Origin of the sequence: Streptomyces sp. CA-294286, assembly GCF_050947155.1 — a bacterium.
Taxonomy (GTDB): Bacteria; Actinomycetota; Actinomycetes; order Streptomycetales; family Streptomycetaceae; genus Streptomyces.
In genome coordinates, this window is record NZ_CP192005.1 from 2,624,586 (window position 1) to 2,636,792 (window position 12,207).

At 71.3% G+C, this 12,207-nt stretch carries 11 protein-coding genes and 1 pseudogene; 6 read left to right on the forward strand and 6 right to left on the reverse strand.

Features of this window, described 5'->3' with window-relative positions; all coding sequences use genetic code 11:
- Positions 1-304 precede the first annotated feature (304 nt).
- Positions 305-1,474: pseudogene (locus ACQPZG_RS16380) on the forward strand (pyridoxal phosphate-dependent aminotransferase); the annotation flags it as partial.
- Between the two features lie 335 nt (positions 1,475-1,809).
- Entirely contained in the window at positions 1,810-3,069 is a 1,260-nt protein-coding gene (locus tag ACQPZG_RS16385) for a glycosyltransferase family 39 protein (protein WP_433546493.1), read from the forward strand.
- Positions 3,070-3,112: 43 nt separating this feature from the next.
- On the opposite strand, the gene ACQPZG_RS16390 is transcribed toward ACQPZG_RS16385, so the two are convergent.
- From ACQPZG_RS16390 to clpB, 3 genes are all read right to left on the reverse strand, one after another.
- Positions 3,113-4,231, reverse strand: coding sequence for an alpha/beta hydrolase (locus ACQPZG_RS16390; protein WP_433546494.1), 1,119 nt, complete (start codon positions 4,229-4,231; stop codon positions 3,113-3,115).
- A gap of 218 nt (positions 4,232-4,449) precedes the next feature.
- On the reverse strand, positions 4,450-4,989 hold the full coding sequence (locus ACQPZG_RS16395) for a YbjN domain-containing protein (RefSeq protein WP_433546495.1): 540 nt from the start codon (positions 4,987-4,989) through the stop codon (positions 4,450-4,452).
- Positions 4,990-5,141: 152 nt separating this feature from the next.
- On the reverse strand, positions 5,142-7,760 hold the full coding sequence (clpB, locus tag ACQPZG_RS16400; protein ID WP_433546496.1) for an ATP-dependent chaperone ClpB: 2,619 nt from the start codon (positions 7,758-7,760) through the stop codon (positions 5,142-5,144).
- A gap of 153 nt (positions 7,761-7,913) precedes the next feature.
- On the opposite strand from clpB, the gene ACQPZG_RS16405 reads away from it, so the two are divergent.
- Positions 7,914-8,318: a TIGR03618 family F420-dependent PPOX class oxidoreductase gene (locus ACQPZG_RS16405; RefSeq protein WP_433546497.1), complete on the forward strand. Its 405-nt coding sequence runs from the start codon at positions 7,914-7,916 to the stop codon at positions 8,316-8,318.
- Between the two features lie 125 nt (positions 8,319-8,443).
- Here ACQPZG_RS16405 and ACQPZG_RS16410 read toward each other — a convergent pair whose 3' ends face one another.
- Entirely contained in the window at positions 8,444-8,797 is a 354-nt protein-coding gene (locus ACQPZG_RS16410; RefSeq protein WP_433549435.1) for a (2Fe-2S)-binding protein, read from the reverse strand.
- Complete coding sequence (locus ACQPZG_RS16415; protein WP_433546498.1) at positions 8,794-9,045, reverse strand: 5'-nucleotidase; 252 nt, start codon at positions 9,043-9,045, stop codon at positions 8,794-8,796. Before ACQPZG_RS16415 ends, ACQPZG_RS16410 begins: the two co-directional genes overlap by 4 nt.
- 162 nt (positions 9,046-9,207) lie before the next feature.
- On the opposite strand from ACQPZG_RS16415, the gene ACQPZG_RS16420 reads away from it, so the two are divergent.
- From ACQPZG_RS16420 to ACQPZG_RS16430, 3 genes are all read left to right on the forward strand, one after another.
- On the forward strand, positions 9,208-10,185 hold the full coding sequence (locus ACQPZG_RS16420) for a helix-turn-helix transcriptional regulator (protein WP_433546499.1): 978 nt from the start codon (positions 9,208-9,210) through the stop codon (positions 10,183-10,185).
- A gap of 34 nt (positions 10,186-10,219) precedes the next feature.
- Complete coding sequence (locus ACQPZG_RS16425; protein WP_433546500.1) at positions 10,220-10,891, forward strand: helix-turn-helix transcriptional regulator; 672 nt, start codon at positions 10,220-10,222, stop codon at positions 10,889-10,891.
- 190 nt (positions 10,892-11,081) lie between these two features.
- Positions 11,082-11,660 (forward strand): hypothetical protein, encoded by a 579-nt coding sequence (locus ACQPZG_RS16430; RefSeq protein WP_433546501.1) that lies wholly within the window; start codon positions 11,082-11,084, stop codon positions 11,658-11,660.
- Between the two features lie 97 nt (positions 11,661-11,757).
- On the opposite strand, the gene ACQPZG_RS16435 is transcribed toward ACQPZG_RS16430, so the two are convergent.
- Positions 11,758-12,204: a heat shock protein transcriptional repressor HspR gene (locus tag ACQPZG_RS16435; protein ID WP_433546502.1), complete on the reverse strand. Its 447-nt coding sequence runs from the start codon at positions 12,202-12,204 to the stop codon at positions 11,758-11,760.
- Positions 12,205-12,207: the final 3 nt, after the last annotated feature.

Sequence of the window (12,207 nt, forward strand, 5' to 3'; positions counted from 1 at the left end):
CCGCTCCGACACCCCCGGCCCGGACAACCCCGCCCACGGAACCCCCGGGTCCCCCTCCCCGGCGACCGGGGCCCCCGCACAGGAAACATCCGCACCCGGAGCCCCGGACCCCGGAACCCCGCCGACCGGATCCCCCGCGTCCGGGACGACCGCCACCGGAACGACCACTTCCGGCACGCCTGACTCCGGCACGCCTGACTCCCGAACACCTGACTCCGGAACGCCTGACTCCCGAACACCTGACTCCGGAACGCCTGACTCCAGAGCCCCCGACTCCGGAACCCCCGCCCCACCCCGCCGGGGCCGCCCGTTCCTCAACCGCCGCCTCGCCGGGTTCGGGACGACGATCTTCGCCGAGATGTCGGCGCTGGCCGTCCGCACCGGCGCGGTCAACCTCGGCCAGGGCTTCCCCGACGAGGACGGGCCCGAGTCGGTCCGCGAGGCGGCGGTACGGGCGCTGCGCGACGGCCGCGGCAACCAGTACCCGCCCGGCCCCGGCGTACCCGAGCTGCGCGAGGCGATCACCGCCCACCAGCAGCGATGGTACGGAACGGCCCTCGACCCGGACACGGACGTCCTGGTCACCGCGGGCGCCACCGAGGCCATCGCGGCGGCGCTGCTCGCCCTGGTGGAACCGGGCGACGAGGTGATCGCGCTGGAGCCGTACTACGACAGTTACGCCGCCTGCATCGCCATGGCCGGCGGCACCCGCGTCCCGGTCACCCTGCGCCCCCGCGACGGGGCGTACCACCTCGACCTCGACGAGCTGCGCGACGCGATCACCCCGCGCACCCGGCTGCTCCTCCTCAACACCCCGCACAACCCGACCGGCACGGTCCTCACCCGCGCCGAGCTGTCCGTCATCGCGCAACTCGCCGTCGAACGCGACCTGCTGGTGGTCACCGACGAGGTGTACGAACACCTGGTGTACGACGGCGAACACGTCCCCCTGGCGTCCCTCCCCGGCATGCGCGAGCGGACGGCGACGATCTCGTCCAGCGGCAAGACGTTCGCCCTCACCGGATGGAAGGTCGGCTGGCTGACGGGCAGCCAGGAGATGGTGGCCGCGGTGCGCTCCGCCAAGCAGTTCCTGACGTACGTCTCGGCGGGGCCCTTCCAGTACGCGATCGCCGAGGCGCTGGCGCTGCCCGACACGTACTACGAGGCGCTGCGCACCGAGATGCGCGCCCGGCGCGACCTGTTGGCGGACGGCCTCGCGGCAGCGGGCTTCGGGGTGTACCGGCCCGCGGGTACCTACTTCGTGACCACCGACATCAGGCCCCTCGGCGGCACCGAGGACGGTTTCGCCTTCTGCCGGGAGCTGCCCGGGAGGGCCGGGGTCGTCGCCGTCCCGAACGCGGCCTTCTACGACGACCGCACGGCGGGCGCCCCGTTCGTGCGATTCGCCTTCTGCAAACGGCGCGAGGTGCTGTGCGAGGCCGTGGGGCGGCTGAAGGGGCTCGCCGCGGGGTGAACGACCGCCGGGCGGGACCGGAGGATCCCGGGGGCGAGGTCAGGGGATCCCGGAACAAGCCCGGAGGGCCCCCGGGGCGGGATTAGAGGACACCGGCCCCGCCCCGGGCTCCTTGCCGCCCTCTGCGGCCTCGTCCGCCGGAACGCCGCGCCGATGAAGCCCGCGCGGCGGGCGTGAGCGCTCCCGCCGGCGCCGTACGGGATCCGGTAATCGACTGCCCGTACCCTTACCCCCTACACCCGGTCGTCCGCCCGGCAGTGGCGAGCCGTGCCGGGGCCGATCAGCGGCGGGACGACCGCCGTCCCGCGACCGTCCCCGCGCCCGGAGGCAGCCCCGTGTCCGTCGAGACCACGCCGGTCGGCACCACCGACGACAACTCCGGAACCGATCGCGCCGGCTCCGAGGCCCCCGCTGCCGACGTCTCCGCCCCCGCCCGGCCCGCCGCACGCCCCCGCACCCGGGACGCCCTGCGGGCCTCGCTCCGGCGGGCCGCCCCCGCCCTGGCGCTGTTCGCGGCGGCCCGGCTGACCGGGATGCTCGTCGTATCGCTGTGGGCGTGGCACGTGGGGCGCTCGCCGCTGCGGGCGCTCGGCCAGTCCTGGGACTCGGTCTGGTACACCCGGATCGCCCAGCACGGCTACGGCCACACCCGCGTCCTGGAGGACGGCGCCGTCCTCCAGAGCGACCTGGCCTTCTTCCCGCTCTATCCCGGGCTGATCCGGTCGGTGTCGTACGTCCTGCCGGTGACGCCCGGCGGTGCGGGCCTGCTGATCTCCTGGCTCGCCGCCGGGATCGCCGCCTGGGGGGTCTTCGTCGTCGCCGACCGGCTGTACGGCCGCCGGGCCGCGACCTTCACGGTCGTCCTGTGGGGGCTGCTGCCGCACTCGGTGGTGCTGTCGATGGCGTACACCGAGCCGGTTTTCGTCGCCCTGTCCGCGTGGGCGCTGTACGCGGTGCTGTCCGGCCGCTGGCTGTGGGCGGGGACGCTGGCCGCACTCGCCGGGCTCTCCCGGCCCAACGCGGTCGCCCTGGTGGCCGCGGTCGTCGTCACGGCCCTCTGGGTGATCGTCGGGCGGCGCGGGCGGGCGCCCTGGCGGGTGCGGGCGGCGGGTGCTCTCGCGCCGCTCGGCTGGGCCGCGTACGTCGCTTACGTCGGCATCCGCAAGGGCGACCCGCTGGGCGGCTACTTCGCGGTGCAGGCGGGCTGGACCTCCCGCTTCGACTTCGGGATGGGCACCTTCCGCTTCATCCGTCACCTGGTGAGTGCCCCGGAGCGCTTCGGCTTCCCGATGGCCCTGGTCATCACGGGTACGGCGGTACTGCTGCTGGCCCTGCTCGCCTGCGGGATGGAACGCCGTCCTCCGCTTCCGCTGCTGGTCTACTCGGCGGCCCTCGTGCTCATCGCGGTCGGCGGCGCGGGCTACTTCGAGTCCAAGCCGCGCTTCCTGCTCCCCGCGTTCCCGCTGCTGTTCCCCCTCGCCTGCGCCATGGCGAAAGCACGGCCGCGGGCCGCGTTCGTGGTGACCGCCGCTCTGGCCGTGCTCTCGCTGGGGTACGGGACGTACCTGGTGACGGTCGCCCCGATGCCGATGTGAGGCCGCCGACGTCGCAGGCGCCGGTCGGACGTACGTCAGGGCCTCACGGTCCGGCGATCGGTCCCTGCATGTGCTCGCTGAGCCACTGGATCGACCCCTCCGCCATGCCCCCGACGTACGTCTTGGCGTTGTGGCTGCCGTTTCGGATGACGTTCAGCCGGGTTTTGACCCGGCCCTTTCCGTACTTCTCGGCGAAGCGGCGGACGTCCTGGACGTTCGCCTCCCTCGACCCGACCTGGAAGGCCAGGTAGACGTCCTTGTCCGGCGCGGAGGGCTGCCGGGACAGCGCGTCGGCCAGCTTCCGCGGATCGTTGGCGGCGCGCTCGGCCTCGTGGCCGGCCCAGAGCGGGGAGTCCGGGACGGTGTCGGGGCCGGAGGCGATGACGGCCTTGAACCTGTCGGGGTGCTTGAGGACCGACTTCAGTCCGACGAAGGCGCCGGACGAGGAGCCCATGAACGCCCAGCCGTCGCGGGAGGTGAAGGTGCGGAAGTTGGCCCGTACGAAGTCGGGGACGTCCTCGGTCATCCAGGTGCCCATCCGGGGCTGCCCGGGAATGTCGCTGCCGTCGTAGTAGTGCGTGGCGTCCGGGTTCAGCACCGGCATCACCACGAGGAAGGGGTGACTCCTCTTCTCCTTGGACCAGGTGGCGAGGGAGCTCTGGAGCTTGAGGTCGGTGCCCATCCAGTAGTTGTTGGGGTAGCCGTTGCCGCCGGGCAGCGCGATCAGCACGGGGAAGCCGCTGCGCGCGTACGTCGGGTCGAAGTACTCCTTGGGCGCCCACACCCAGACCTTGCCGGTGAACCCGGACTTCTTCCCGGCCAGGGTGGTCACGGCGATCCTGGTGCCGTCGGCTATGGAGTTCTGGGTGGTGAACGCGGCCTTCGGGCCGGTCGGCAGGAGGGTCTTCGCGGCGGCCCCCGACGGGGCCCGGTCCGGCCGGGCCTCCTTCGCGCCCGGGTCCCCCGCCGGTTCCCCGGCCATCGGTCCGCCCTCCGCGTCGAAGGAGACCGGCTCGCCCCGCTCGAACCAGCCGGTGCGGTACGCCCAGGAGCCCACCACTCCGAGACCGGCGCCGAACAGCACGCTGACCACGACCAGCAGCACCAGCCCTGCGGGGGACCTGCGCCGCCGGTGCGGGGCGGGGCGGCCAGGGTGACTCATGAGAACTCCGTTCGACCGGGCCCGGGGTGGCCGCACAGAGAGAGTCGTCATTCGCCCGTTTGGTTCGCCCGCACGCCCGCGACGTGCGCCACTCCACACGCCTTCGGACATGACTGGGGCCCGGCCGCCGTGGCGGCCGGGCCCCAGTCCTGTGCGTGCGCGGCGGAACCCGAGTCCTTGACGAGCCCGGGGTTCGGAGAAACCCGGGCTCCGCGGGCTCAGGACTCGTCGTCGCCCTTGTCGTCGTTCTCGACGGCGGAGTCGACGTCCTTCTCCAGGCCGAGCTGCTCGACGACCCATTTGTCGAACTCGATGGAGGCGCGGACCCAGCTCACCGTGGAGGACACGAAGTGCTCCAGGGAGACGCCGGTGCCGATCAGCATCTGCGCCTCGCCGATGAGGCGGACGGAGCCGTCGTCGTGCGTGTGGCTGTAGACCTTCGGCCACAGGGTTCGGCGGTTCCAGTCGTCCAGCAGTTCGAGGAGCTGGAGCTTCTCCTCGATGCTGTGCGGGCGGTCGTAGAACGTCCGTACCGAGAAGACCTGCTGGTCGTCCTCGCCGCGGAACATGAAGTACGTGCGGAATTCCTCCCACGGCGCGGCGAGGTCACCCTCGTCGTCGACGACGTACTTCAGCTCCATCTGGTCCAGGAGCTGCTTGACCAGATCCTGGTCGGGGACGACGGGGCCCGCCGGTCCCTCGGGCTGCGGTTCGGGCTGTCCCCCGAAATTCGGAATCGAGGACGGGTCGATGCTCACCGTGTATTTCCCTTCGTACGGTTCCGGTCATCCTCTCCCATGCCGGGAGGGGGATGGCAAGCCCCACAGGGGGCGATCCGCTGCGAGCTGACAGATCGCCTCGCATCGCACCCCTTACCGGAGCCCGCCGTGCCCTTCCCGGGTCGCGCCGGTCACGCCTTCTTCCCGGTGGAGACCGCAGGGTCCGTCGCCGGGCCCACGACCAGCCCGTCGCCCACCAGGTCCACCCGAACCGTGTCGCCGTCCTTGATCTCGCCGGCCAGGATCTCCTTGGCGAGGCGGTCCCCGATGGCGGTCTGGATGAGGCGGCGCAGCGGGCGGGCGCCGTACGCCGGGTCGTTGCCCTCCTCGGCCAGCCAGGCCAGGGCGTCGGGGGTGACGTCCAGGGTCAGCTGCCGGTCGGCCAGACGCTTGGCGAGGCGTTCGACCTGGAGGCCGGCGATGTGCGCCAGCTCGTCCTTGCCGAGGGCGGAGAAGACCACCAGGTCGTCGAGCCGGTTCAGGAACTCGGGCTTGAAGGAGGCGCGTACGACCTCCATGACCTGCTGCTTCTTCACTTCCTCCGAGGTCGTGGGCTCCATCAGGTACTGGCTGCCGAGGTTGGAGGTCAGTACCAGGATGACGTTGCGGAAGTCGACCGTCCGGCCCTGGCCGTCGGTGAGCCGACCGTCGTCGAGGACCTGGAGGAGGACGTCGAAGACCTCCGGGTGCGCCTTCTCGATCTCGTCCAGGAGCACGACGCTGTACGGGCGACGGCGCACGGCCTCGGTGAGCTGGCCGCCCTCCTCGTAGCCGACGTAGCCGGGCGGGGCGCCGACCAGCCGGGAGACGCTGTGCTTCTCCCCGTACTCCGACATGTCGATGCGGACCATGGCCCGCTCGTCGTCGAAGAGGAAGTCGGCGAGGGCCTTCGCCAGCTCGGTCTTGCCGACGCCGGTGGGGCCGAGGAAGACGAACGAGCCGGTCGGCCGGTCCGGGTCGGCAATTCCGGCGCGGGTGCGGCGCACCGCGTCGGACACCGCCTGCACGGCCTCGTGCTGCCCGATCAGCCGCCTGCCGAGCTCCTGCTCCATGCGCAGCAGCTTCTGCGTCTCGCCCTCCAGCAGCCTGCCCGCCGGGATGCCCGTCCAGGAGCCGACCACGTCCGCGATGTCGTCCGGGCCGACCTCCTCCTTGACCATGGTGTCGACCTCGCGGACCTCCGCCTCCGCGGCGGCGGCCTCCTCCAGCTCCCGCTCCAGGCCCGGGATCTCCCCGTACAGCAGCTTGGAGGCGGTGTCGAAGTCGCCGTCGCGCTGGGCACGCTCGGCCTGGCCGCGCAGTTCGTCGAGCTTCTCCTTCAGCTCACCGACCCGGTTGAGGCCCTGCTTCTCCTTCTCCCAGCGGGCGTTGAGGCCGCGCAGCTCCTCCTCCTTGTCGGCGAGGTCGCGGCGCAGCTTCTCCAGGCGCTGCACGGAACCGGCGTCGGTCTCGTTCTTCAGCGCCAGCTCCTCCATCTTGAGCCGGTCCACCGACCGCTGGAGCTCGTCGATCTCGACGGGCGAGGAGTCGATCTCCATGCGCAGCCGGGAGGCCGCCTCGTCGACGAGGTCGATCGCCTTGTCGGGCAGGAAGCGGGAGGTGATGTACCGGTCGGACAGCGTGGCCGCCGCAACCAGCGAGGAGTCCGCGATCTGCACCTTGTGGTGCGCCTCGTACCGTCCCTTGAGGCCGCGGAGGATCGCGATGGTGTCCTCCACGGACGGCTCGGCGACCAGCACCTGCTGGAAGCGCCGCTCCAGCGCCGGGTCCTTCTCGATGCGCTCGCGGTACTCGTCGAGGGTGGTCGCGCCGACCATCCGCAGCTCGCCGCGGGCCAGCATCGGCTTGAGCATGTTCCCGGCGTCCATGGCGGAGTCCCCGCCCGCTCCGGCGCCCACCACCGTGTGCAGCTCGTCGATGAACGTGATGATCTGGCCGTCGCTCTCCTTGATCTCGGAGAGGACGGTCTTCAGCCGCTCCTCGAACTCGCCCCGGTACTTCGCCCCGGCGACCATCGCGCCCAGGTCGAGGGAGACCAGCTTCTTGTTCTTGAGCGACTCGGGGACGTCGCCCTTCACGATGCGCTGGGCCAGGCCCTCGACGACGGCGGTCTTGCCGACGCCGGGTTCGCCGATCAGCACCGGGTTGTTCTTGGTACGGCGCGACAGCACCTGCACCACCCGGCGGATCTCCTGGTCGCGGCCGATGACCGGGTCCAGCTTCCCCTCGCGCGCGGCCGCCGTGAAATCGGTGCCGAACTTCTCCAGCGCCTTGTACTGGCCCTCGGGATCCGCGGTGGTCACCCGGCGCCCTCCCCTGCTCGTCTCGAATGCGGCGAGCAGCTTCTTCGCGCTCGCGCCCTGGTCCTTCAGTACGTCGGCGCTCCGGCCGCCCTTGGCCGCCAGGGCGATCAGCAGGTGCTCGGTGGACAGGAACTCGTCGCCCAGCTCCTTGGCCCGCTGCGAGGCGTCGGCGACGACGGCCAGCAGCTCGCGGTCGGGCTGCGGCGGGGCGACCGTGGACCCGGTCACGCTCGGCAGCGCCGCCAGCAGCCGCTCGACTCCGGCGCGCACCTCCGCCTGGTCAGCCTCGACGGCGGCCAGCAGGTCGGTGATGTTCTCGTTGTCCTGGCCCTCCAGCAGTGCGAGCAGCAAGTGCGCGGGGGTCAGATCGGGGTGGCCGTCCGCGACGGCCCGGTTGGTGGCCGCGTTGATCGCGTCCCGGCTCCTGTTGGTCAGCTCTGCTTCCACGTCTCTTCTCTCCTTTGCGCACCGTCGACCGGCCCCTGGGGCCCCACCGAGTTCTATGACTCTTTCAACGTGTACAAAGTTGAGTCTATTCCACTCAGCTTTGTGCGGGCGCACCGGCTCGGCACGGGAGTGCGCCCGGCTAACCTGCGGGACATGGCCATCGACGTACGCAACCCGAGCCCCGAGTACCGCGCCTTCTGGTCCGAGTACCACCTCTGCACCCTGACTACCCCCCGCCCGGACGGCACGCCACACGTGGTGCCGGTGGGAGTGACGTACGACGCGGAGGACGGCATCGCCCGGGTGATCTGCTCCGGGAGCAGCCGCAAGGCCGTCCACGTGCGGGCGGCGGGCGAGCAGGGAGCACGGGTGGCGGTCTGCCAGATGGCGGGCGCGAAGTGGGCGACCCTGGAGGGCGTGGCGCGGCTGCGCACCGAGCCGGAGGAGGTCGCGTACGCCGAGCAGCGCTACAAGGAACGCTACGGGCGCACCCCGCGCGAGAACCCGGAACGGGTGGTCATCGAGATCACCCTCACCCGCGGCATGGGCAACGCGTAGCCCGTCGGCCGGTACGCCCGGGAAGTGCGCACACAGCACAGCGACGTCCTCGTGTTCAGGTGCACGAGGACGTCGCTGTGTGGGGGAAGCGCCGCGATGCGATCAGTGACGACGGGGGAATCGCATCAGGCGCTGCGGGGGGTGGCTGTAGCAGTCCGCGCGGCGGACCGTGGGGAACGAGTGATGCTCTCGGCCTCGATGAGCTGGTGGTCGCACGTGTCGAGGCTCACGAAGATGTTGCCGTACCTGATCTCGCAGCGGATGGGCTGGGGGGCGCCCCTGGGCCTGCGCAGACACCGGTACGCCCGGACGTCCTCGTCCTCCTCGCGCACGACCAGGATCGGCTCGCCGAAGAGGGTCACCATCAACGAGTCGCCGCGCTCGGGAACCGCCGAGACGAGATCGATGAGGTGCCACCCACCACGGATGACCCGAGCCATTTCGCGTCTGAAGGAGGGGTCGTCGGAGGGCATGGTCAGGCGCCCTTCCCTGCCGGGGCGCTGTTCCAGGCGATGTCCCCGTCCGCCTGGACGTCGTTCCACGCGATGTCCGAGGGGCCGGCCGCCTTGACGTTCCAGGCGATGTCCGACGGTTCGGCGGCCGCTCGGAAGTTCCAGGCGATGTCCGACGGCGGTGCCGCCACCGTGCCCGCCCCGTCCTTCCCGCTGGACCAGGCGATGTCCAGGGGCAGAACCGCCCCGAGAACCGCCCCGGCAGAGAAGGCCACCGCAAGACCTGAACGAAGCATTCGCTGATACATAGTCGGCTTTGTCCTCACTTCCATGGGTTCCTCACCCCGCCGGTAAAACGATGGCCTATTAGGCCACGTCAACACCACAGGGGCGGTGCATCATGTTCTTGCACGTTCAGGACCCTGGGGGACGGACCTATGACCGCAAATGCCGCCAACTCGACACATCCCCACGCCATAACCGAGATGTGTGACGCCGCGAAGCAGCTCTACGCGAGCGCCTTGCGTTCAGGGCGGATTCCCCGGGCGGAAGTCGACCCGGCCCCGTGCCTGATGGACCTGGCACTGCTGCATCCCGATCCTGACGACGCACTCTGGCTCCGACCGGTTCCGCCGGCTTCGGCTCTGGCCAAAAGGCTCCAGACAATCGAGAACGAAATTCAGGTCAATCGGCGCCTGAGCGTCGAACTCACCGACACCTTCGAGCCATTCATGGCCATCAGCGCGCAGAACCCCCCGCCCACTTATGCCATTACGGTTCTGGAGGGGGACTCCCGGATCAACGCGGCCCTCGATCTCGCCCTGGCGGACACCGAGTTCGAGGTACTGACGATCCAGCCGGGCGGCGGACGCAGCGAGGACGCGCTCAACGCGGCGGTGTCACGCGGTCGCGCGCTCAACGGGCGCGGCGGATCCATCCGCACGCTCTACCAGCACACGGTACGCCACAGCCAGGGGACGCTCGCCTACGCGGAGATGATGGCCGGCGACAAGGTGGAGATACGCACCCTGGAGGAACTCCCGGACCGGCTCCTCGTCTTCGACCGCACGGTCGCCTTCATCCCGGCCCAGGACGACCGGCAGATCGCCCTGGAACTGCGGCACCCCGGCCTCGTGTCCTACCTGGCCACCGTCTTCGAGCACTTCTGGAGCCGCGCGACCCCGCTCGTCGAGCCCGTGACGTACGACCCCACCCCGGAGGGCATCTCGGGCGTCCAGCGCTCCATCGCGAAACTCCTCGTGGAGGGGCACGTCGACGAGGCCATCGCCCGCCGCCTCGGCATGAACGTCCGGACCTGCCGTGCCCACATCGCCAAGCTGGCGTCCGCCCTCGGCAGCAGGAGCCGCGCGCAACTCGGCTATCTCATCGCGCAGTCGAACATCCTCGACGTATAGCCGCACCCGCATCCTTTCGCAGAACGGAAGTCCCTTGATCCCGGATCCACCACCCGCGATCACCGTCCTGGAAGGGCTCGCGCGGATCAACGCCGCCCTCGACCTGGCGTGCGTGGCATGCCGCACGGAGGTCAGGACGGTCCAGCCCGGCGGGGCCCGGCCGGAACAGGCGCTGGCCCAGGCCCTGGAGAGAACCCACCTCCTGGCCCACCGGGGACTGCGCATGCGCACGCTCTACCAGCACACCGTCCGGCACAGCTACGGCACACGCGCCTACCTCGACCGTCTGCCGGACATCCAGGTCGAGCTGCGCACCGTGGAGGAACTCGTCCCCCGGCTCCTCGTCTTCGACCGCACGGAGGCGTTCCTCGCCGTCACACCGGACGCGCAGACCGCCCTGCACCTGCGGGACCCTGATCTCGTCGGGTACCTGATCTCCGCCTTCGAACGCTTCTGGCAGCACGCCGTCCCCCTCGACGAACCCCTCCCGGAGCCCGCCTCCCCCGACGGCCTGACCGCCATCCGCCGCTCCATCGCCCGCCTCCTCGTCCAGGGTCTCGTCGACGAGGAGATCGCGCAGCGCCTCGGCCTGAACGTCCGGACCTGCCGCGCCCACATCGCCAAGCTCGCCGCCGCCCTCGGCGGCACCAGCAACCGCGCCCAGCTCGGCTACCTCATCGCCAGGTCCGGCATCCTCGACACCTGACACCTGACACCTGACGCGTGACGCGTGACGCGTGACGCGTGACGACCGGCACCCGGCGCGTGGCGCAGGACACCCGGCGCGTGCCCCCCTGATGCCGCCGATCTGCGAGAAGTCCGCCGCCCGCGCAACCCGGCGGGCCCCGTCGCGGTCTTCCCCGGTGAACCGTCCGCCCCCGCCCCGAAGGCACGGCATGACCGAGCGCACCCCGTCCACGACCGCCGCGCAGCCGGTGGACCTCACCAAGGGCCCCGGGGCGCCGGAGGCCGTCCGTCCGCCCCTGGCGGACTCGCTCTTCGGGGCCGTGACGGTCACCGTCGCCACGCACGCCCGCGTCACCGTGTCGGGCTCCGCGATCCCCCGGACCGTCCTCGTCCGCGACCCCGGCGCGGCACGGCCCGATCCGCACGTTGCGATCGGCACCCGGGCCGCCGCCGAGCTGACCCTCTCCGTGGACGGCGTTCCGGCCGGGATCCGCCCCGGCAAGGGCCGCATCCGCCGCTCCACGTACAAGGTGGACGCCACCCACGACGGGGCCCGCTACCGTCTCACCCCCACCTCCCTCGCCACCAGCCGCTTCACCCGCGACGGCAGGCACCTCGCCGACTTCACCGCCGACGGCGACGAGACGGTCCTCGTGGAGTGGCACCCGGACGCCGACCCGCGGCCCGTCGACGCGTCCCTCGGCTACGCCCTCGCCGCCGCGTACGGCACCGGCGGTCAGCCGATGTGGGTCACGCTGATCGACGTGATCGCGGAGCTGATTCCCTGAGCGGCCCGGCAGCCGGCCGCCTACGAACGACGACGTGGGGCGGGAAGGCACCGGAGTGCCTTCCCGCCCCACGTGTCGCCGGCCCGTACGCGGCCGGTCAGTCCCGCGGCCGCTTCGGCCGCCACACCACCAGCGCGCCCGCCTGCTGGACGTCCTGGTACGGGACCAGGTCACGCCGGTACGAGGCGTGGACCTGGGCCTCGCGCTGCTGGAGGGCGGCGGCCGCGCCGTCCACCGCCGTCGAGAGTTCGGCGACGCGGGCCTGGAGGGCGGCGACCTGGTTCTCCAGCTCGATGATGCGTTTGATGCCGGCCAGGTTGATGCCCTCGTCCTGCGACAACTGCTGCACGGTGCGCAGCAGTTCGATGTCGCGGGCCGAGTAGCGCCGGCCGCGCCCGGCCGTGCGGTCCGGGGAGACCAGGCCGAGGCGGTCGTACTGGCGCAGGGTCTGCGGGTGCAGGCCGGAAAGCTGAGCGGCGACCGAGATGACGTACACCGGAGACTCGTCGGTCAGCTCGTAGGGGTTCCGTCGTCGGCCGTCCATCGC

Coding starts and splice junctions, on each gene's coding strand:
- ACQPZG_RS16420 (WP_433546499.1), top strand. CDS start 9,208: ATGACCGCAAATGCCGCCAACTCGACACATCCCCACGCCATAACCGAG.
- ACQPZG_RS16435 (WP_433546502.1), bottom strand. CDS start 12,204: ATGGACGGCCGACGACGGAACCCCTACGAGCTGACCGACGAGTCTCCG.
- ACQPZG_RS16390 (WP_433546494.1), bottom strand. CDS start 4,231: ATGAGTCACCCTGGCCGCCCCGCCCCGCACCGGCGGCGCAGGTCCCCC.
- ACQPZG_RS16405 (WP_433546497.1), top strand. CDS start 7,914: ATGGCCATCGACGTACGCAACCCGAGCCCCGAGTACCGCGCCTTCTGG.
- ACQPZG_RS16430 (WP_433546501.1), top strand. CDS start 11,082: ATGACCGAGCGCACCCCGTCCACGACCGCCGCGCAGCCGGTGGACCTC.